At 60.6% G+C, this 19773-nt stretch carries 28 protein-coding genes and 1 tRNA gene; 3 read left to right on the plus strand and 26 right to left on the minus strand.

Annotated features, from left to right (window positions below; genetic code table 11):
• Positions 1 to 171: 171 nt before the first annotated feature.
• From AC1DUN_RS03630 to AC1DUN_RS03640, 3 genes are read left to right on the plus strand one after another with little or no spacing between them, the layout of a single operon-like run.
• A complete protein-coding gene (locus tag AC1DUN_RS03630; protein ID WP_477712758.1) occupies positions 172 to 372 on the plus strand; it encodes a hypothetical protein in 201 nt (66 codons plus the stop codon).
• Positions 369 to 1088 (plus strand): hypothetical protein, encoded by a 720-nt coding sequence (locus AC1DUN_RS03635; protein WP_477712759.1) that lies wholly within the window; start codon positions 369 to 371, stop codon positions 1086 to 1088. Before AC1DUN_RS03630 ends, AC1DUN_RS03635 begins: the two co-directional genes overlap by 4 nt.
• On the plus strand, positions 1079 to 2203 hold the full coding sequence (locus AC1DUN_RS03640) for a hypothetical protein (RefSeq protein WP_477712760.1): 1125 nt from the start codon (positions 1079 to 1081) through the stop codon (positions 2201 to 2203). The genes AC1DUN_RS03635 and AC1DUN_RS03640 overlap by 10 nt, the downstream gene beginning before the upstream one ends.
• Before the next feature lie 270 nt (positions 2204 to 2473).
• Here AC1DUN_RS03640 and AC1DUN_RS03645 read toward each other — a convergent pair.
• From AC1DUN_RS03645 to AC1DUN_RS03770, 26 genes are all read right to left on the minus strand, one after another.
• Positions 2474 to 2550: transfer RNA gene (locus AC1DUN_RS03645), tRNA-Met, on the minus strand.
• An 18-nt stretch (positions 2551 to 2568) separates the two neighbouring features.
• On the minus strand, positions 2569 to 2970 hold the full coding sequence (rplQ, locus tag AC1DUN_RS03650; protein WP_007869297.1) for a 50S ribosomal protein L17: 402 nt from the start codon (positions 2968 to 2970) through the stop codon (positions 2569 to 2571).
• A 95-nt stretch (positions 2971 to 3065) separates the two neighbouring features.
• Complete coding sequence (locus AC1DUN_RS03655; RefSeq protein ID WP_007869294.1) at positions 3066 to 4055, minus strand: DNA-directed RNA polymerase subunit alpha; 990 nt, start codon at positions 4053 to 4055, stop codon at positions 3066 to 3068.
• Between the two features lie 94 nt (positions 4056 to 4149).
• Complete coding sequence (gene rpsD, locus AC1DUN_RS03660) at positions 4150 to 4773, minus strand: 30S ribosomal protein S4 (protein ID WP_007869291.1); 624 nt, start codon at positions 4771 to 4773, stop codon at positions 4150 to 4152.
• 132 nt (positions 4774 to 4905) lie between these two features.
• The gene (rpsK, locus tag AC1DUN_RS03665; protein WP_007869288.1) at positions 4906 to 5310 is read right to left on the minus strand and encodes a 30S ribosomal protein S11; all 405 of its coding nucleotides are present in this window, start codon (positions 5308 to 5310) and stop codon (positions 4906 to 4908) included.
• 13 nt (positions 5311 to 5323) lie between these two features.
• Complete coding sequence (gene rpsM / locus AC1DUN_RS03670) at positions 5324 to 5689, minus strand: 30S ribosomal protein S13 (protein ID WP_074579313.1); 366 nt, start codon at positions 5687 to 5689, stop codon at positions 5324 to 5326.
• A 24-nt stretch (positions 5690 to 5713) separates the two neighbouring features.
• A complete protein-coding gene (gene rpmJ, locus AC1DUN_RS03675; protein ID WP_028820150.1) occupies positions 5714 to 5827 on the minus strand; it encodes a 50S ribosomal protein L36 in 114 nt (37 codons plus the stop codon).
• Between the two features lie 30 nt (positions 5828 to 5857).
• Positions 5858 to 6076, minus strand: coding sequence for a translation initiation factor IF-1 (gene infA, locus AC1DUN_RS03680; protein ID WP_007869286.1), 219 nt, complete (start codon positions 6074 to 6076; stop codon positions 5858 to 5860).
• 18 nt (positions 6077 to 6094) lie between these two features.
• Positions 6095 to 7414 carry a preprotein translocase subunit SecY gene (secY, locus tag AC1DUN_RS03685; protein WP_477712761.1) on the minus strand — a complete coding sequence of 440 codons (1320 nt, stop codon included), beginning with the start codon at positions 7412 to 7414 and terminating at the stop codon, positions 6095 to 6097.
• A gap of 20 nt (positions 7415 to 7434) precedes the next feature.
• Positions 7435 to 7866: a 50S ribosomal protein L15 gene (gene rplO, locus AC1DUN_RS03690; protein WP_007869279.1), complete on the minus strand. Its 432-nt coding sequence runs from the start codon at positions 7864 to 7866 to the stop codon at positions 7435 to 7437.
• Between the two features lie 13 nt (positions 7867 to 7879).
• On the minus strand, positions 7880 to 8062 hold the full coding sequence (gene rpmD / locus AC1DUN_RS03695) for a 50S ribosomal protein L30 (protein WP_007869277.1): 183 nt from the start codon (positions 8060 to 8062) through the stop codon (positions 7880 to 7882).
• Between the two features lie 12 nt (positions 8063 to 8074).
• Entirely contained in the window at positions 8075 to 8593 is a 519-nt protein-coding gene (gene rpsE, locus AC1DUN_RS03700; RefSeq protein WP_036838811.1) for a 30S ribosomal protein S5, read from the minus strand.
• A gap of 17 nt (positions 8594 to 8610) precedes the next feature.
• Positions 8611 to 8976, minus strand: coding sequence for a 50S ribosomal protein L18 (rplR, locus tag AC1DUN_RS03705; protein WP_007869273.1), 366 nt, complete (start codon positions 8974 to 8976; stop codon positions 8611 to 8613).
• Between the two features lie 11 nt (positions 8977 to 8987).
• On the minus strand, positions 8988 to 9521 hold the full coding sequence (rplF, locus tag AC1DUN_RS03710; RefSeq protein WP_007869269.1) for a 50S ribosomal protein L6: 534 nt from the start codon (positions 9519 to 9521) through the stop codon (positions 8988 to 8990).
• Between the two features lie 24 nt (positions 9522 to 9545).
• Positions 9546 to 9941: a 30S ribosomal protein S8 gene (rpsH, locus tag AC1DUN_RS03715; RefSeq protein WP_007869267.1), complete on the minus strand. Its 396-nt coding sequence runs from the start codon at positions 9939 to 9941 to the stop codon at positions 9546 to 9548.
• An 18-nt stretch (positions 9942 to 9959) separates the two neighbouring features.
• Positions 9960 to 10265, minus strand: coding sequence for a 30S ribosomal protein S14 (gene rpsN, locus AC1DUN_RS03720; RefSeq protein WP_007869264.1), 306 nt, complete (start codon positions 10263 to 10265; stop codon positions 9960 to 9962).
• Positions 10266 to 10273: 8 nt separating this feature from the next.
• The gene (gene rplE, locus AC1DUN_RS03725) at positions 10274 to 10849 is read right to left on the minus strand and encodes a 50S ribosomal protein L5 (protein ID WP_413326983.1); all 576 of its coding nucleotides are present in this window, start codon (positions 10847 to 10849) and stop codon (positions 10274 to 10276) included.
• A gap of 1 nt (position 10850) precedes the next feature.
• Positions 10851 to 11171 carry a 50S ribosomal protein L24 gene (gene rplX, locus AC1DUN_RS03730; RefSeq protein WP_007869250.1) on the minus strand — a complete coding sequence of 107 codons (321 nt, stop codon included), beginning with the start codon at positions 11169 to 11171 and terminating at the stop codon, positions 10851 to 10853.
• A gap of 9 nt (positions 11172 to 11180) precedes the next feature.
• Positions 11181 to 11549: a 50S ribosomal protein L14 gene (rplN, locus tag AC1DUN_RS03735; RefSeq protein WP_007869247.1), complete on the minus strand. Its 369-nt coding sequence runs from the start codon at positions 11547 to 11549 to the stop codon at positions 11181 to 11183.
• A 351-nt stretch (positions 11550 to 11900) separates the two neighbouring features.
• A complete protein-coding gene (locus tag AC1DUN_RS03740) occupies positions 11901 to 13490 on the minus strand; it encodes a glycerol-3-phosphate dehydrogenase/oxidase (protein WP_477712762.1) in 1590 nt (529 codons plus the stop codon).
• Positions 13491 to 13629: 139 nt separating this feature from the next.
• Positions 13630 to 15360, minus strand: coding sequence for an ABC transporter substrate-binding protein (locus AC1DUN_RS03745; protein WP_413326977.1), 1731 nt, complete (start codon positions 15358 to 15360; stop codon positions 13630 to 13632).
• Positions 15361 to 15468: 108 nt separating this feature from the next.
• Positions 15469 to 15777, minus strand: a complete 309-nt coding sequence (locus tag AC1DUN_RS03750) for a DUF2160 domain-containing protein (protein ID WP_477712763.1) — start codon at positions 15775 to 15777, stop codon at positions 15469 to 15471.
• An 11-nt stretch (positions 15778 to 15788) separates the two neighbouring features.
• Complete coding sequence (locus tag AC1DUN_RS03755; RefSeq protein WP_074579302.1) at positions 15789 to 16601, minus strand: carbohydrate ABC transporter permease; 813 nt, start codon at positions 16599 to 16601, stop codon at positions 15789 to 15791.
• Positions 16598 to 17488 carry a carbohydrate ABC transporter permease gene (locus AC1DUN_RS03760; RefSeq protein ID WP_477661523.1) on the minus strand — a complete coding sequence of 297 codons (891 nt, stop codon included), beginning with the start codon at positions 17486 to 17488 and terminating at the stop codon, positions 16598 to 16600. The genes AC1DUN_RS03755 and AC1DUN_RS03760 overlap by 4 nt, the downstream gene beginning before the upstream one ends.
• Positions 17485 to 18564 (minus strand): ABC transporter ATP-binding protein, encoded by a 1080-nt coding sequence (locus AC1DUN_RS03765; protein WP_477712764.1) that lies wholly within the window; start codon positions 18562 to 18564, stop codon positions 17485 to 17487. The genes AC1DUN_RS03760 and AC1DUN_RS03765 overlap by 4 nt, the downstream gene beginning before the upstream one ends.
• On the minus strand, positions 18551 to 19636 hold the full coding sequence (locus tag AC1DUN_RS03770) for an ABC transporter ATP-binding protein (protein ID WP_477712765.1): 1086 nt from the start codon (positions 19634 to 19636) through the stop codon (positions 18551 to 18553). The genes AC1DUN_RS03765 and AC1DUN_RS03770 overlap by 14 nt, the downstream gene beginning before the upstream one ends.
• Between the last annotated feature and the right edge of the window lie 137 nt (positions 19637 to 19773).

Here is a 19773-nt window from a genome sequence, read left to right on the forward strand (position 1 = left end):
TTGTGCGGGAGAGTTTATCTGTAAGGCGCGTGGGTACTGGGTCTGTGTCCATTCTCTCTATGAGAGATGTGTATGTGCCGATGTCAAAACACTATTGGCACCTTTCTTCTCATGTCTCTACAGTCCGTCCGCTAGTGCATCGCAAACGGAGATGCACATGAGGAAGACTCCATGAATGCTTTTTCTATTTCTTTGTTTTTTGTTATCCCGCTGCTTGATGTCGGCTGCTGGGTGGCTTGGAGGAACACGCAAGGAAGAAAGAGGGGTGCCTTTCTTGTGGCGCTTCTTGTTCTGGGAATACCTCAAGCAGGGTTTCTGTTGTACGTGGTTGCCCGCATCGCTATCGCAATTCTTTCAGGAACGCAGTTATGACATTCGGTGACGCGCTCATTGCGGGGGTGGCGTTGGCTTTAGCGTCTGTTGCACAAGCGAGAACTGAAACGAACCCATTCCCTGAGAAATCACTGGTTGCACCGCACATCCACGTCGAGAAGAAATCTCTATTTCGCCCATGGCTTGGAGGCGACGTGCCAATCGGCCCTTACGATCCGAGCGTCTTCCGACGACATCGCTTGGGAACAATTTCGCTTACAGCAAACGTTCACGCACACCTTGATGCCATTGAGAACACCATTCACTTCCCTGCGTACTTTGAATTGATAAGCCTGCAAACAGGAAAGGTGCTTGGGAAATTTCCGGTTGTGGGAACCCACGATGGGGATTGGTACTTCAACGGCAACGGCGCGATCTACCTGAATCAAAAGCATTTATCACTTTGCGGGATAAGTTCCACCCGCAAATTTGTTGCCACAAACAAGGGCATCGTTGAAGTGCCACAACCGATTCTGTACATCGGGGCTGAAACCGACGTAGTGGAAAACACTCCGCTATACGAATCGCCAACATCCAAAACGATAGTGGCAACTGTCCCCGCCGAAACGAAAGTGACTGTCATTGGCATGCGCATGGGGCCATCGGAAGAGGCAACACCGCCGCTGCTTGTCAAAACGCCGTTTGGTTTGACCGGATGGCGCCGCAGAGACCTCCCCGGAGGTCACTCCTCATTTCAGATTTATCTATGCAACTGATGAAAGCGAAGAAAAGGGTGGCGGCAGTGGAATCGAAGGGAGAAGAAGAATCAAAGGGCACTAGCACGGTCGCTGCCGTGCTGATTGTCGTGTGTGCCGGGTTAGCATGCGTGGTGATGCTGCAGCGTATCTTGGAGAAGAAGACATACACCGCATATGCCCAACGAGACGCTCAATTTGGCGGTTCAAAGATGCCCGCGCGGCACCTGCAATTGAAGGATGCGTCTGAGCAGAAGGTGTTTATAGGATTTAAGTACGCAGACCGCTTGTACTTTGATGCTTCGGCACTCTGTGTACAGCCAGGTTTCAGAATGCGCGCCGATGAGGACGGGCTCATCAAAGTTCCCAGGCAGATTGATGCGGAACTGCTGATGGAAACGCCAGATATCGCAATGCCGGGAAAGCTTGCTCATGAAAGTTGGTCGGCTGTCAGTGCCGGCTCGCCACCCGAAGGCCGCGTCTTTGATACGACGTATCAATGGTTTAGCTACGCCGATGCTCCTCATAGCAACGCCTGCCTCTTTCTTGGGAAGCGGGCTGAGGACAAGACGCCTCAAGAGTTCAGCACGGAAAGATCTGAACCTGTTCTTGGGATAAGAGGGCTTGAGGCCCCAAAAGATCTACGGCTGCATCGACATGAGGGCGCCGTAGAAGTCACCGAAGAAAATCGGCCCGCAATGTTGCTGGAATTCCCGTGGCTACTTGCTTGGCTGAACGAATTCGGCATCGACAGTCCCGACCGCTGCGGGTCTCCTGATGGAATTACACCTGTCACCCTGCTGCTACCGATGAAAGTAGAAATATTCCCCGGAAGCCAGCAGAGCACACACTGGATGGCTGCAACTGGGTGTGACACGCTCGACAAATGGTCGCTTGTGATGACGAATGAAGACGGAACGACTTCATTCATTACTTTGGACAGACCTTCGATTACCTATGACTACTGGCCAACCAAGGTATGGACAGCAGACACAAACAGTGATGGTGTACCGGAGTTTCTAATTAAGGGCCAGTACTACGAAGGGGACCGCTACGTGCTGCTTCGCCTGATCAAAGACGGAAGAGGTAGTTACCGCCTGAGCGAAATCGCCAGTACGGCCTACGACGGCTTGTGATCGCGGCCCGCAGGAAGTGCTCCAGAACCTGCGCGAGAAGGTGCTTGCCGGGCAGGTGCTGCGCCAGCTGTTGCCGGTGGGGCCGGCGCAAGTGAAGCTGGTGACCTGGCCTGCTACCGAGGCAGGTACGTCATGAGATAGAGGGTGTGAAAAGCAGGGAGCGTGCTTTTCTTTTTTTCACGGCACGCGCACGGCACACATCAAGAAGGCATCAAAAGAAGAATGCAAGCCGGAAAGCAAAACGCCTGCATGATGCAGGCGTTTTGGGTTTGGTTGCGCGGGCAAGATTTGAACTTACGACCTTTGGGTTATGAGCCCAACGAGCTACCAGGCTGCTCCACCGCGCGGTATATCTGTATTGTAGCTTACTCTGCCTTGGCCGCGTCAGCGGTAGTGTCTTCCGACACTTCAGGGCGGTCCACCAGTTCGACCAGGGCCATGGGCGCATTGTCGCCAACGCGGAAACCCATCTTCAGGATGCGGGTGTAGCCGCCTGGGCGGGCCTTGTAGCGGGGGCCGATTTCAGCGAACAATTTGACGACCATGTCGCGGTCGCGCAGGCGGTCGAATGCCAGGCGCTTGTTGGCCAGCGTGGGTTCCTTGCCCAGGGTGATCATGGGCTCGACCACGCGGCGCAGTTCCTTGGCCTTGGGCAGGGTGGTCTTGATGACTTCGTGCTGCAGCAGCGAGTTCATCATGTTGCGCAGCATGGCGAGGCGGTGCTCGCTGGTGCGGTTGAGTTTACGTAGTCCGTGTCCGTGGCGCATGATCAATTTCCTTTTTTAAAATCCGGGCAGCCGTATCAGGTACTGCCCGTGCGAGACCCCTTTGAGGCGGGTCTTGGGTTCAACAATTAATTAAATTAACGCTTGTCGAGGCCGGCGGGAGGCCAGCTTTCCAGGCGCATTCCGAGGGTGAGGCCGCGGGAGGCCAGCACTTCCTTGATTTCATTGAGGGATTTACGTCCCAGATTGGGGGTCTTGAGCAGCTCGTTTTCAGTGCGCTGGATCAGGTCGCCAATGTAGTAAATGTTTTCGGCCTTGAGGCAGTTGGCCGAGCGCACGGTGAGTTCGAGCTCGTCGACGGGGCGCAGCAGGATGGGGTCGAACTGCTGCGAGCTGCGCTGAACGGGTGCGTCGAACGCGGCCAGTTCGTTGCCTTCGAGCTGCGCGAACACCGCGAGCTGCTCAACCAGGATCTTGGCCGAGGCACGGACTGCGTCTTCCGCGGTCACGGCGCCGTTGGTTTCGATTTCCAGCACGAGCTTGTCGAGGTCGGTGCGCTGCTCGACGCGGGCGCTTTCAACGGTGTAGCTCACGCGCTTGACGGGCGAGAACGAGGCGTCCAGCACGATGCGGCCGATGGATTTCGGCGACTCGTCGCCATAGCGGCGCTGGTTGCCGGGCACATAGCCGCGGCCGTTTTCAACCTTGATCTGCATGTCGATCTTGCCGCCGTGCGACAGGTTCACGATGACGTGTTCAGGGTTGATGATTTCCACGTCGTGCGGCGTCTGGATGTCGGCGGCGGTGACGGGGCCTTCGCCGTCTTTGCGCAGGCTCAGCGTGACTTCGTCGCGGTTGTGGAGCTTGAACACCACGCCCTTGAGGTTCAACAGGATGTTGACGACGTCTTCCTGCACACCGTCGATGGACGAGTACTCGTGCAGGACACCCGCGATGGTGACTTCGGTGGCGGCGTGGCCGACCATGGACGACAACAGTACGCGGCGCAGTGCGTTGCCCAGCGTGTGGCCGTAGCCGCGCTCGAAGGGCTCCAGAGTCACCTTGGCGCGGTTGGCGCCAAGCTGCTCAACATTGATGGTTTTTGGTTTCAACAAATTGGTCTGCATGCAGTCTTCCTCTCAATACCCTCGGTTCGTTACACCGATAAGGCCGGCGAAGCACACCCTGGCGGCACGGTGCCCCGTGCCGCAGGAACGAAAATTAGCGTGAGTACAACTCGACGATCAACGATTCGTTGATGTCGGCGGCGAACTCATCGCGGTCAGGAACCTTCTTGAAGGTGCCTTCGCCCTTGTCGGCGTTCACATCGACCCAGGCGGGCAGGCCGACCTGTTTTGCGAGCTCGAGGGCTTCGGTGATGCGGGTCTGCTTCTTCGACTTTTCGCGCACGGCGATGACGTCGCCGGTCTTGACCATGTACGAAGGAATGTTGACCGTGCCGCCGTTGACCGTGATAGCCTTGTGCGACACCAGCTGGCGCGCTTCAGCGCGGGTCGAGCCGAAGCCCATGCGGTACACCACGTTGTCCAGGCGGCATTCCAGGATGAACAACAGATTGGCGCCGGTGTTGCCCTTGCGGCGATCGGCTTCTTCGAAGTAGCGGCGGAATTGCTTCTCGAGCACGCCGTACATGCGCTTGACTTTTTGCTTTTCGCGCAGTTGCAGGCCGAAGTCGGAAGTACGGGTACCGGAGGTACGGCCGTGCTGGCCCGGCTTGGAGTCGAATTTGGCCTTGTCGCTGATGGCGCGGCGGGCGCTCTTCAGGAACAGGTCGGTGCCTTCACGGCGGGATAGTTTGGCCTTGGGGCCGAGATAACGTGCCACTTGAGTGTCCTTTTTTCATCTGCTGCATTTACATGCAGGAGCCGGAGGTCGTGACCTGCCGGCGGTGGGCTTGGTAAAAATGCCTGGTGTCTGACGGGCTAAAACGCCCGCCGGACAGCCAGGCACGGGGGATTAAATGCGGCGGCGCTTTTGCGGGCGGCAGCCGTTGTGCGGAACCGGGGTCACGTCGGCAATGGAATTGATCCGGATGCCCAGTGCGCCCAATGCGCGAACAGACGATTCACGGCCGGGACCAGGACCCTTGATTTCGACGTCAAGGTTCTTGATGCCCTGCTCAATGGCGGCGCGGCCGGCGACTTCCGAAGCGACCTGCGCTGCGAAAGGCGTGGATTTGCGCGAGCCCTTGAAGCCCTGGCCACCGGAGGAAGCCCAGGACAAGGCGTTGCCCTGGCGATCCGTGATGGTGATGATCGTGTTGTTGAAAGAAGCGTGCACGTGGGCGATGCCATCGGCCACGTTCTTGCGAACTTTCTTGCGAACGCGCTGTGCGGCGTTATTGCTTGGTGATTTTGCCATGACGACCTCTCAATTATTTCTTCAAAGCTGCAGCGGCCTTGCGCGGACCCTTGCGGGTGCGGGCGTTGGTCCGGGTGCGCTGGCCGCGCATGGGCAGGCCACGACGGTGGCGGAAGCCGCGGTAGCAGCCGATGTCCATCAGGCGCTTGATGTTCATCGTGGTTTCACGACGCAAGTCACCTTCGATGGTGAACAGGGCGATCTGCTCACGGATTTTTTCCAGGTCGCCGTCGGTCAGGTCTTTGACCTTCTTGGCGTAGGCGATGTCGCATGCTTCGCAAATCTTGCGAGCGCGCGTGCGACCGATGCCAAAGATAGCAGTCAAGCCGATTTCGGCGTGCTGCTGCGGCGGAATATTGATACCAGCGATACGAGCCATGTTCGTCCTCTAAAACTCTTGAAATCAGCCTTGACGCTGTTTGTGGCGTGGGTCCGTGCAGATCACACGGACAACGCCCTTGCGACGGATAACCTTGCAGTTGCGGCAAATCTTCTTGACCGAAGCTGAAACTCTCATTTCTATTACTCCTAAACTTTCACTCTGTGCCTACTTGGCACGGAAAACAATGCGTGCCCGCGATAAATCGTAAGGCGTCAATTCAACCGTCACCTTGTCACCGGGAAGGATGCGGATGTAGTGCATACGCATTTTTCCCGAGATGTGCCCCAGTACCACATGTCCATTTTCAAGCTTCACCCTGAAAGTTGCATTGGGGAGGTTTTCCACAACCTCGCCTTGCATCTGGATCACATCGTCTTTAGACATATCCCATCAAATACCCAGTTAACCGCCCAGTGACGTCTTGAAGTTCGCCTTTTTAAGCAACGACTCATACTGTTGCGACATCATGTAGTTCTGCACCTGGGCCATGAAATCCATGGTCACCACGACAATAATCATCAACGACGTGCCGCCGAAATAGAAAGGCACGTTGTATTTCAAAATCAGAAACTCCGGCAGCAGACACACGAATGTGATGTACACCGCACCTGCCAGCGTCAAGCGCACCAGGATTTTGTCAATGTAGCGGGCCGTCTGGTCACCAGGCCGGATGCCGGGAATGAAGGCACCGCTCTTCTTCAGGTTGTCCGCCGTTTCACGGCTGTTGAACACCAGTGCCGTGTAGAAGAAGCAGAAAAACACAATCGCGCTGGCATACAGCATCACGTAAATCGGCTGGCCGGGTGTCAGCGTGCTGGCGATGTCTTTCAGCCAGCGCATGCTGTCACCGGCGCTGAACCAGCCCACCACGGTTGCCGGCAGCAGGATGATCGACGAGGCGAAGATCGGAGGGATCACACCCGCCATGTTCAGCTTCAGCGGCAAGTGCGACGACTGGCCGCCGTAGACCTTGTTACCAACCTGGCGGCGCGCGTAATTCACAAGAATCTTGCGCTGCCCGCGCTCCACGAACACCACGAAGTAGGTCACCAGCACGACGACCAGGACAACGATGATCGCCACAATAATGCTCATGGCGCCGGTTCGCACCAGTTCCAGCAAGCCGCCCATCGCGTTCGGCAAACCGGCCGCGATGCCCGCGAAGATCAGGATCGAGATACCGTTGCCCAGACCACGCTCGGTGATCTGCTCGCCCAGCCACATCAGGAACATGGTGCCGGCCGTCAGGCTAAACACCGCCGTCATGCGGAAACCGAAACCAGGCACCAGGACGAGGCCCGGCGAGCTTTCCAGCGCCACGGCAATACCCATGGACTGGAACAAGGCCAGGGCCAGCGTGCCGTAGCGCGTGTACTGGGTAATCTTGCGGCGGCCGCTTTCACCCTCTTTTTTCATCTGCTCGAACGTCGGAACGACGTAGGTCATCAGTTGCATGATGATCGAGGCCGAGATGTAGGGCATGATGCCCAGGGCAAACACGGTGAATCGCGACAGGGCACCACCCGAGAACATATTGAACAGGTTCAATATGCCGCCTTGCTGGCCCTTGAAAAGCTCTTTCAGCTGGCCAGGGTCAATCCCCGGCACCGGGATGTGCGCGCCAATGCGGTACACCACCAGGGCCAGCAGCAAAAACACAAGCCTGTTGCGCAGGTCACCGTACTTGCCGGTTTTCGCAATTTGAGCCGAGTTGGTTGCCACTGATTTGTCCAGTCAGGTATTTAAGCGATGGAGCCGCCGGCGGCTTCGATCACGGCCTTGGCAGCCGCCGTGGCGGAAATGCCGTTCAGCTTCACAGCCTTGGTCAGTTCGCCGGTCTTGATGACCTTGACGTTCTTGGCCAGCTGGCCCACCAGGCCGGCCGTCTTCAGCGCCAGCAGATCCACTTCGGCCAGGCCGAGCTGCTCCAGCGCGCCGAGGGTGACCTCTGCGTTGAACTTCAGCAGGTGCGACTTGAAGCCGCGCTTGGGCAGGCGACGCTGCATGGGCATTTGACCGCCCTCGAAGCCCACCTTGTGGTAGCCGCCCGCACGGGACTTCTGGCCCTTGTGGCCGCGACCCGACGTTTTGCCCAGGCCGGAGCCGATGCCGCGGCCGACACGGCGCTTGGCATGTTTGGCGCCTTGGCCAGGCTTGATTCCGTTCAATTCCATGATGAGTCTCCGCTCAGACAATCTTGACCAGATAGCTGATCTTGTTGATCATGCCGCGCACTGCGGGCGTGTCCTGCAGTTCGCTGACGCTGTTGACGCCACGCAGGCCCAGACCGCGCACGGTGGCGCGATGCGATTCCTTGGTGCCAATCGGGCTGCGAACCAGCTGGACTTTGAGTTTGGTTTCTTTGGTCATTTCAATGCTGCCTTAACCGAAGATTTCTTCGACAGACTTGCCACGCTTGGCCGCGATTTCCGAGGCGGTCGTGGAGTTGTTCAGTGCATCCATGGTGGCGCGCACCATGTTGTAGGGATTGCTCGAACCATGGCTCTTGGCCACGATGTCGGTAATGCCCATGACTTCGAAAACAGCGCGCATCGGGCCGCCGGCAATGATGCCGGTACCCTTGGGAGCCGGCGCCATCATGACGCTGGCCGCACCGTGGTGGCCGAACACATTGTGGTGAAGGGTACCGTTCTTCAACGAGACCTTGGTCATGTTGCGGCGCGCTTCTTCCATGGCCTTTTGCACGGCTGCTGGCACTTCCTTCGACTTGCCCTTGCCCATGCCGACGCGGCCGTCACCGTCACCAACCACCGTGAGTGCGGCGAAACCGAGGATACGGCCGCCCTTCACGACTTTGGTCACGCGGTTGACCGCGATCATTTTTTCCTTCAGACCATCGTCTGGAGCGTCGTTGTTCGATTTTGCTTGAAACTTAGCCATACTTAATTCCAGTCTGCTTAGAACTGCAAACCAGCTTCGCGAGCCGCATCAGCCAGCGCTTTGACGCGGCCGTGGTACGCAAAACCGGCGCGATCAAACGCCACTTTTTCTACACCTGCTGCTTTTGCCTTCTCGGCAATGCGCTTGCCAATGGCTTGCGCGGCAGCAACGTTTCCGCCTTTACCCGAGGCGCCGATTTCCTTGCGCACTTCGACTTCCGCGGTGGAAGCGGCAGCCAGAACCTTGGTGCCGTCGCCAGAGATAACGCTGGCGTAGATGTGCAGATTGGTGCGGTTGACGGTCAGACGAGCAACGCCTTGCGTGGCAATGCGGATGCGGGTCTGGCGTGAACGACGAAGGCGCTGCTCTTTTTTGGTCAACATGATGCAGCTCCTTATTTCTTCTTGGTTTCTTTGATCGTGATTTTCTCATCCGCATAACGGATGCCCTTGCCCTTGTAAGGCTCGGGAGGACGGACGGCGCGCACTTCGGCGGCGATCTGTCCCACACGCTGGCGATCGGAACCCTTGATCACGACTTCGGTCGGCGTGGGCGTTTCGACCTTGATACCGGCCGGCATGTCCATCACCACCGGATGGGAGTAACCCACCGTCAGGTTCAGCTTGGCGCCTTGGGCCTGGGCCTTGTAACCCACGCCGATCAGGCTGAGCTTCTTCTCGAAGCCCTTGGTCACGCCCGTCACCATGTTGTTCACGAGCTGGCGCATCGTGCCGCTCATGGCATTGGCTTCACGCGAGTCGTTGGCCGGCGCAAAGGTCAGCTTGCCGGCATCGTTCTTGATGGTGACAAGCGCGTTCTGGGCCAGCGCCAGGGTGCCGAGGGCGCCCTTGACGTTGATCTGGTCGTCTTTCATGGCCACGTCCACGCCCTGGGGGACGGAGACCGGCATTTTTCCTACACGAGACATTTCAGTTTCTCCTCAATGCCGCCGTTAGGCCACGTAGCAAAGCACTTCACCACCGATACCGGTAGCGCGGGCTTTACGATCGGTCATGACGCCTTTCGGGGTCGTGACAATTGCCACACCAAGGCCGTTCATGACCTGGGGGATGGCGCCATGGCCTTTGTAGACGCGAAGGCCGGGGCGGCTGACGCGCTCGATGCGCTCAATCACGGGGCGGCCTGCGTAATACTTCAGGGCGATTTCCAGCTGGGACTTGCCTTCGTCGGTCTTGACGGAGAAGCCATCGATGTAGCCCTCATCCTTCAGCACCTGCGCGATGGCAACTTTGACTTTTGACGACGGCACCAGCACAACGGCTTTTTCAACCATTTGTGCATTGCGGATGCGGGTCAACATGTCGGCGATAGGATCACTCATGCTCATTTTGCGGTTCTCCTATGCTTACCAGCTTGCCTTGGTGATACCAGGGATATCACCAGCAAAAGCCAACTCGCGAATCTTGGCGCGAGCCAGGCCGAATTGACGGAACGTACCGCGCGGGCGACCCGTGATCTCGCAGCGGTTGCGCTGGCGAGTCGGGTTGGCGTTGCGGGGCAACTTTTGCAGCTCAAGGCGGGCCAGGGCGCGCTCTTCATCGGAGCGCTTGGCGTCGTTGGACGCAGCCTTGAGTTCAGCGTATTTTTTGGCGAACTTGGCGGCGAGTTTCTCGCGCTTCAGTTCACGTTGCAGTAAAGCTTGTTTTGCCATGTCCCGCCTCAGTTCTTGAACGGAAAACGGAAAGCGGTGAGGAGCGCCTTGCACTCTTCATCGGTCTTTGCCGTGGTGGTGATGCTGATATTGAGACCGCGCAGGGCGTCAACCTTGTCGTACTCGATCTCAGGGAAAATGATCTGCTCTTTCACGCCGATGTTGTAGTTTCCGCGGCCGTCGAAGGCCCGGCCGGAAATACCGCGGAAGTCGCGCACGCGGGGCAGAGCCACGGTGACGAAACGATCGAGGAACTCATACATCTTCACGCCGCGCAGGGTCACCATGCAGCCGATGGGCAGGTCTTCGCGGATCTTGAAACCGGCGATAGCCTTCTTGGCCTTGGTCACGACGGGCTTCTGGCCGGCGATCTTGGTCATGTCGCCGACGGCGTTGTCCATGACCTTCTTGTCGGCGACAGCCTCGCTCACGCCCATGTTGAGCGTGATCTTGGTGATGCGGGGAACCTGCATCGGCGAGGTGTAGCCGAATTTTTCAACCAGGCTGGGGGCGATTTTTTCGCGGTACTGGGTTTGCAGGCGGGCCTGCAAAGCAGCTTGTGCTGCGGGTGCGGTCTTTGCCATGTTATGCAACCTTGATTTCTTCGCCGCTGGACTTGAAGACGCGCACTTTCTTGCCGTCAGCCAGGAGCTTGATGCCAACGCGATCCGCCTTGCCGGTTGCGGCATTGAAGATTGCCACGTTCGACTGGTGAATCGGCATGCTTTTTTCGACGATGCCGCCGGTGGTGCCCTTCAGAGGGTTGGGCTTGGTGTGTTTTTTCACCAGGTTAATGCCCTCAACCACGACATGGCTGTCGTCTTTGCGCAGCGAAATCTTGCCGCGCTTGCCTTTGTCGCGACCGGCGATCACGATGATCTCGTCGCCCTTACGAATCTTGTTCATGGCGCGTCCTTACAGAACTTCAGGAGCCAGGGACACGATCTTCATGAACTTTTCAGTGCGCAGTTCGCGCGTCACTGGTCCGAAGATGCGGGTGCCGATAGGCTCCAGCTTGGCGTTAAGCAACACGGCTGCGTTGCCATCGAATTTGACGAGGGAGCCGTCACCGCGGCGGATGCCCTTGGCGGTGCGAACGACCACAGCGCTGTAAACCTCGCCTTTTTTGACGCGGCCACGCGGAGCGGCTTCTTTGATGCTCACCTTGATGACGTCACCAACGCTGGCGTACCGGCGCTTGGAGCCGCCCAGAACCTTGATGCACATCACGGACTTGGCACCCGTGTTGTCAGCAACATCGAGCTTGGATTGCGTTTGAATCATTTAAATGTGTTCCCAACTTGCACCGGAAGGCAACCCCTTGGGATCGCCAGCCAATCAGTCTTGGGCCTGTCGTCCACACCGCAAACCACTTGCGATGCTTCCGTTAGGCAGAATTCCTCGCCTTTTTAGAGCGAAGCCCACGATTATCACTGAATCGCCTGGCAGTGTCAACCGGCTGGTGTGAAAATATCCCAACAGCGCTTTTGCAGGCGGGCCTGGCGGCCCAAGAACCGCAAAACCGCGGCTGGAACCGGTGCCCCAAGGGAGTGAATTTCAGGGATGAAATCTAGCCCGGCATCAATACGAGAAAGAAAAGTCCGCTATAAAAAGCGGAGCGATTCAGGGCAGTACTCAGTCGGGCAGGCTCAGGTATTGGCCGCAGAGCGCCAAAAATGCGTCGAGCTGCGGATCCACCCCGTTTTCCTGCTGCAGCAGGGCCGCCACTTCCGGTCCCAGGGTCCGGGCCAGTGCGGCGTCCAGGAACAGCAGCCGCGAACGCCGCGCCAGCACGTCTTCCACCGTGCGCGCATATTCATGGCGGGCGGCAAAGCGCACCATGGCCTCCGTCAGGCCGCCGCCCAGTTCGCGGCCGGCACCCGGCAGGCTGTCCAGGGAAGCCGCCTCGCTGCCATATAAATGAGGGCCGGGGGCCTCGCTGATCTTATGGCCCGAGTTGTGAGCGCCAACTAACTTCAAATGCGCGGTGGTGCTGGCGGCCCGCGCGGGCAGCAGGGCCGCGCCAAAACATTTGTCCAGCACGTCCTCCGCCATGGCGCGGTACGTGGTCCACTTCCCGCCGGTCACCGTGACCAGGCCGCTTTTGCTGACCAGCACCGTGTGCTCGCGCGACAGGGCCTGGGTGCTGCCGGCATCCTCGTCCGGCGGCTTGACCAGGGGCCGCAGACCCACCCAGATGCTTTTGATGTCCGCCGGGCCCGGGGCGCGGCTCAGGTAACGCGCCGACTCGCGCAGGATGAAATCGACCTCTTCCCGGAAAGGCAGCGGCTCGCGGGCCAGGTCGTGGCGCGGCGTGTCGGTCGTGCCCAAAATGGTTTTGCCCAGCCAGGGCACGGCAAACAGCACCCGGCCGTCGGCCGTCTTGGGCACCAGCAGGGCATGGTCGGTGGGCAAAAACGAGCGGTCCACCACGATATGGACGCCCTGGCTGGGCGCCACCATGGGCTTGGTGTCGCGGCCTATGGCCTGGCCGTCCTGCAGGCGCAGCTGGTCCACCCAGACGCCGGCCGCGTTCACCACGCAGTTCGCCCGGATCTCAAATGTGCGGCCGGTTTCCTGGTCGCGCGCATGCAGGCCGGCCAGCTTGCCGCCTTCATGGATCAGGCCGGTGGCCTCGCAGTAATTAACCAGCAGCGCCCCCTGGCTTGCGGCCGTGCGGGCCAGCGCCAGCGCCAGCCGCGCGTCGTCGAACTGGCCGTCCCAGTACTTGACGCCGCCCTTGAGGTCGCGCGGCTGCACCGTCGGCAGGTAGGCCAGGGTTTCCCGGCGATTGAGGAATTCGGTCGCGCCCAGGCCGGCCTTGCCGGCCAGCGCGTCGTACATCTTGAGCCCTATGCCGTAGAACGGCGCTTCCCAGAATTTGTAGGAAGGCATGACAAAAGGCAGCGGCTGCGCCAGATGCGGTGCATTGGCCAGCAAGGTGGTGCGCTCCAGCAAGGCCTCGCGCACCAATGAAATATTGCCCTGCGCGAGGTAGCGCACGCCGCCGTGCACCAGCTTGGTGGCGCGTGAGGAAGTGCCCTTGGCAAAGTCGTGCGACTCCACCAGCACCACGGAAAACCCGCGCGCCGCGGCGTCAAGCGCCACGCCCAGGCCGGTGGCGCCGCCGCCGATGATGGCGATGTCGTAGTGGCGCGGCGCGGCCAGGCTGTCCATCAAGTCCTGGCGCCGCGTGGCGGCAGCAGGTGCGAATTCAGTCGACATGGGCTTTGATTCCCGTTCCATACAAACCCATTTTTTTAAAGTGGCGACGAGCTTACCCCAGCGCCGTGGCGGCAAGCGCCGCCCTCATCCGCAAAAAACGGGCCGTACGGCACAACAGCGCCGCACGGCCCCCCGCGGCTTAACGCACCTTGCCGTCTTTCCAGGCCTGCAACAGCTTGTCGTAGTTGATGGTCTCGCCCTTGGGCTTTTCATTGGCCAGCTTGGCCCATGGCGCGCCCTTGTCGCTCAGCCATTTGGCCGGGTCGCTCTTGGGGTTGAGCTTGGGCGCGCAGTGCGCCATGCCGGCGCGCTCCAGGCGTCCCATCACCTGGTCCATCTCGTCGGCCAGGTTGTCCATCGCGCCTTGCGGCGTTTTTTCACCCGTCACAGCCTGCGCCACGTTCTTCCACCAGAGCTGCGCCAGCTTGGGGTAGTCGGGCACGTTGTTGCCGGTCGGCGTCCAGGCCACGCGGGCCGGGCTGCGGTAGAACTCGATCAGGCCGCCGTAGTTGGCGGCGTTCTTGGTGAAGTACTCGTGGTGGATGTCGCTGTCGCGGATGAAGGTCAGGCCCACCACCGATTTTTTGGCCGAAACGGTCTTGGAGGTGATGAACTGCGCATACAGCCAGGCGGCGGCGACCTTGTTGGCGTCATGGTCCTTGAAGAAGGTCCAGGAGCCCACGTCCTGGTAGCCGTTTTGCATGCCCTGCTTCCAGTAGGGGCCGTTGGGGCCGGGCGCCATGCGCCACTTCGGCGTGCCGTCGGCGTTCACGACCGGCAGGCCCTTCTTGGTCATGTCGGCGGTAAAGGCCGTGTACCAGAAGATCTGCTGGGCGATCTGGCCCTGGGCAGGCACCGGGCCGGCCTCGCCGAAGGTCATGCCGCTGGCTTCCTTGGGCGCGTACTTCTTCATCCAGTCCACATACTTGGTCAGTGCGTACACCGCGGCCGGCGAATTGGTGGCACCACCGCGCGCCACCGAGGCGCCCACCGGCGTGCACTTGTCGGCCGCCACGCGGATGCCCCACTCGTCCACCGGCATGCCGTTGGGAATGCCCTTGTCGGCGGTGCCGGCCATGGACAGCCAGGCGTCGGTAAAGCGCCAGCCCAGCGACGGATCCTTCTTGCCGTAGTCCATGTGGCCGTAGATGGGCTTGCCGTCTATGGTCTTCACGTCGTTGGTGAAGAACTCGGCGATGTCCTCATAGGCGCTCCAGTTGAGCGGCACGCCCAGGTCGTAGCCGTATTTGGCCTTGAACTTGTCCTGCAGGTCCTTGCGCGCGAACAGGTCGGCGCGGAACCAGTAAAGGTTGGCGAACTGCTGGTCGGGCAGCTGGTAGAGCTTGCCGTCGGGCGCCGTCGTGAAGCTGGTGCCGATGAAGTCCTTGAGGTCCAGGCCCGGGTTGGTGTATTCCTTGCCCGCGCCGGCCATGTAGTCGGACAGCGCCAGTATCTTGCCGTAGCGGTAGTGGGTGCCTATCAGGTCGGAGTCGGAGATCCAGCCGTCGTAAATCGACTTGCCCGACTGCATGGAGGTCTGCAGTTTTTCAACCACGTCGCCTTCCTGGATGATGTCGTGCTTGACCTTGATGCCGGTGATTTCCTCAAAGGCCTTGGCCAGCGTCTTGGATTCGTACTCGTGGGTGGTGATGGTCTCGGAGACCACCGAGATTTCCTTCACGCCCTTGGCCTGCAGCTTCTTGGCCGCGTCGATGAACCACTTCATCTCCGCCTGCTGCTTGTCCTTGGACAGCGTGGAAGGCTGGAATTCGCTGTCGATCCATTTTTTCGCCTCGGCCTCGCCGGCCCAGCCGGGGCTGGCCATGGCACACACCGCGGCCACTGCCAGTGCCGTATAACGCATCTTCATGACTTGTCTCCTCATTGGTTCACTCCCCGTGGTTGAAGGCTTGTTCGGCTCCGGGGAATATGAGCCGGGTTCCTTTTTCTACGCACTTCTCTTTTCCTCACGTCCCGCCTAGCCCTTGCGCATGATCCATGCGAGCAAGGCCATGGACAGCACAAAACTGATCCAGATGGAGGGGTCCGCCTCAAGCCCCAGCCAGCCGGCCAGCTTGCCGCTGATGCCGACAAAAATCAGGTTCACATAGGCCGCGCTGAGCAGGCCTATGAACAACCGGTCGCCGCGCGTGGTTTCCAGCGGCAGGAAGCCGCGCCGCATCGTCGTCGGCGACTTGATCTCCCACACCGTCATGCCCACCAGCATCAGCACGATGCAGCTGAAAAAAACCGCCACCGGCGTCGTCCAGGCCATCCACTCAAACATATTCACTCCTCCTAGACTCGGCCCATCGCAAAGCCTTTTGCGATGTAGTTACGAACAAACCAGATCACGATGGCGCCCGGGACTATGGTCAGCACGCCGGCCGCGGCCAGCGTGGCCCAGTCCATGCCCGAAGCCGACACCGTGCGCGTCATGGTCGCGACGATGGGCTTGGCGTTGACGCTGGTCAGCGTGCGCGCCAGCAGCAGTTCCACCCAGCTGAACATGAAGCAGAAAAACGCCGCCACGCCCACGCCGGCCTTGATCAGCGGCAGGAAGATGCGCGTGAAAAAGCGCGGAAAGGAATAACCGTCGATGTAGGCGGTCTCGTCGATCTCGCGCGGAATGCCGCTCATGAAACCTTCCAGGATCCACACCGCCAGCGGCACGTTGAACAGCAGGTGCGCCAGCGCCACCGCGATGTGGGTGTCCATCAGGCCCACCGTGGTGTAGAGCTGGAAGAAGGGCAGCAAAAACACCGCGGGCGGGGTCATGCGGTTGGTCAGCAGCCAGAAGAACACATGCTTGTCGCCCAGGAAGCTGTAGCGCGAGAAGGCATAGGCGGCCGGCAAGGCCACGGTGATGGAGATCACCGTGTTGATGGCGACGTAGATCAGGCTGTTGATGTAGCCCGAATACCAGGACGGATCGGTGAAGATGGTCTTGTAGTTGTCCCAGGTGAATTGCTGGGGAAAGAAGGAAAAGCTCGACAGGATTTCGCTGTTGGTCTTGAAGCTCATGTTGACCATCCAGTAGATGGGCAGCAGCGCGAACAGGATGTAGGCGATGAGGAACAGCGTGCGAGCCTGGAATTTCGGTGTGTTCATTCCACGCCCTCCTTCTCCTGCGTACCCACCCGCTGCATCCAGTTGTAGAGGATGAAGCACAGCAGCAGGATGATCAAAAAGTAAATCAGCGAGAAAGCCGCCGCCGGGCCCAGGTCGAACTGGCCGACGGCTTTTTGCGTGAGGTATTGCGACAGGAAGGTCGTGGCATTGCCCGGCCCGCCGCCCGTGAGCACAAAAGGCTCGGTGTAGATCATGAAGCTGTCCATGAAGCGCAGCAGCACGGCGATCATCAGCACGCCGCGCATTTTCGGCAGCTGGATGTAGCGGAACACCGCGAACTTGCTGGCGCCGTCTATGCGCGCGGCCTGGTAGTAGGCGTCCGGAATCGAGCGCAGGCCGGCGTAACCCAGCAGGGCCACCAGCGGCGTCCAGTGCCAGACATCCATCATCAGCACCGTGATCCACGCATGCGTGGCATTGCCGGTGTAGCTGTAGTCAAAACCCACCTTCTGCAGCATCGCGCCCAGCAGGCCTATGTCGGCCCGGCCGTAGATCTGCCAGATGGTGCCGACCACATTCCAGGGGATCAGCAGCGACAGCGCGACCAGCACCAGCACCAGCGAGGCTTTCCAGCCCTGCGCCGGCATGGACAGCGCCAGCGCGATGCCCAGCGGGATCTCGACCGCCAGCACCGCCAGCGAGAAGGTCAGCTGCCGCCACAGCGCCGCATGCAAATCCTCGTCGCGCATGACGGAGGCGAACCACTCGGTGCCGACAAATACGCGCCGTTCGGGCGAGATGATGTCCTGCACCGAATAGTTGACCACCGTCATCAGCGGCAGGATGGCGGAAAAGGCCACGCAGATGATGACCGGCAGCACCAGCAGCCAGGCCTTCTGGTTAACAGGCTTCGTCGTCGTGCTCATGCTTCCACCAGTTCGTCATTGAGGTACAGGCAGGTGTGTGTGCCCATGACCTGCAGCCAGATCTCTTCGCCGACCTGCGGTGCGCGGGAGGCGGGGTTCAAGCGGGCTTTCAGGGTGTGCTCGCCGATACGCGCCGTCAGCATCCAGTGCGTGCCTATGTCCTGCACCAGCGTGACGGTAAAGGGCAGCGCCGCCGGGTCGCCGGGCGCGGTCTTCACCACATACTCGGGGCGCACGCCCAGCTTGAGCTCGCCGTCGGGCATGGCGCGCCCGGGCGGCAGCGCCAGCGGCCGGTCCGCGACGCGCAGCGCGCCGCCGGACACCGTGGCCGGCAGGAAGTTCATGCCGGGCGAGCCGATGAAGTGGCCGACAAAGGTATGGCGGGGCCGCTCGAATAACGCGTCGGCCGAGCCGGTCTGCACCGCGCGGCCGCGTGTCATCACCACCACCTCTTCGGCAAAGGTCAGCGCCTCGACCTGGTCGTGCGTGACGTAGATCAGCGTGAGCTTGAGCTCGTGGTGGATCTGCTTGAGCTTGCGCCGCAGCTGCCATTTGAGGTGCGGGTCGATCACGGTGAGCGGCTCGTCGAACAGCACGGCCGACACATCGGGCCGCACCAGGCCACGGCCCAGCGAAATTTTCTGCTTGGCGTCCGCCGCCAGCCCGGCCGCGCGCTGGTTGAGCTGGCCGCTCATGTCCAGCATCTCGGCGATTTCGCCCACGCGCTTTTTGATCTGCTCTTCGGGCACCTTGCGGTTGCGCAGCGGAAAGGCCAGGTTCTCGGCCACCGTCATGGTGTCGTAGATCACCGGGAACTGGAACACCTGCGCGATGTTGCGCTGCTGCGGCGTCGCGCGCGTCACGTCCACGCCGTCGAACTTGACACTACCCTGCGAGGGCACCAGCAGGCCGGACATGATGTTGAGCATGGTCGTTTTGCCGCAGCCCGAGGGGCCCAGCAGCGCATAGGCGCCGCCGTCGCGAAAGCTCATGTTCAGCGGCAGCAGCGCGTAGTCGCTTTCCTCGCGCGGGTTGGGCCGGTAGGCATGGGCCAGGTCCAGGTCAATGCGCGCCATGAGACCTCCGTGGAGCCAAAAGCAACGCGCCTTCGGCGTCGAAAACATAGACCTGCGCCGGGTCCAGGTACAGGGTGACGGGCGCGCCCAGGTCGAAGTAGTGCACACCCGTGAGCTGCGCCACCAGCTCGCCCACGGCCGTCGCCACGTGGACAAAGGTGTCGGAGCCCGAGATCTCGGCCAGCTCGACCTTGCCGGGCAGTGCCACGTCGCCTTCGCGCGCCGTGACGCGCAGGGCGCTGCCGCGAACCCCTGCCGTGAAAGAGGCCAGGCGCTGCGCCGGCGCGTCCGGCAGCTTCAGCGCCAGCGCCGGGCCGCCCGTCAGCTGCAAGCCCTGGGCGGCGGGCAGCGCCGCGACCAGATTCATGGGCGGGTCGCTGAAGGCCCGCGCCACGCGCAGCGACTGCGGCGCGTGGAAGACCTCGGCCGTCGGGCCGTACTGCAGCAGTTCGCCGCCGTCCATCACGGCGGTGTAGCCGCCCAGCAGCAGGGCTTCGCCGGGCTCGGTGGTGGCGTAAATGACCGTGGAGTCGCCTGCGGCGAAGAGCTGGGTCAGTTCCTCGCGCAATTCCTCGCGCAGCTTGTAGTCGAGGTTGACCAGCGGCTCGTCCAGCAGCATCAGCGGCGCGCCCTTGGCCAGCGCTCGCGCCAGGGCCACGCGCTGCTGCTGCCCGCCCGAGAGTTCAGCCGGGTAGCGGTCCAGAAACATGTCGATGTGCAGGCGCTCGGCCAGGCCGCGCACCTTGCGCTCTATGTCTTTTTCGCCGCGCAGCTTGAGCGGCGAGGCGATGTTGTCGGCCACGCGCAGCGAAGGGTAGTTGATGAACTGCTGGTAGACCATGGCGACGTTGCGCTCGCGCACCGGCATGCCGGTCACGTCGGCCTGGTTGACCAGGACCTTGCCGTGCGTGGGGACGTCCAGGCCGGCCATGATGCGCATCAGGCTGGTCTTGCCGGCCTGCGTGGCGCCCAGCAAAACCGTGACTTCGCCGCTGCGCGGCGCCAGGCTCATGTCGTACAGCCATTGCTCGGCGCCGACTTTTTTGCTGATCTGGTCCAGGGACAGCTGCATCACGCCGCTCCCCCGCCCCGCAGGGGCTGGAACAGGCCGCCGGGCACCCCGGACGGGGCCAGGGCAGGCAAGAAATTTGAAACAGTCAACAAGAAAGCGTCTCCCGAGGATTTGTAGACAGAACTTGATAAGTTCGG

This window comes from Polaromonas sp. P4_F6 (genome assembly GCF_056401275.1).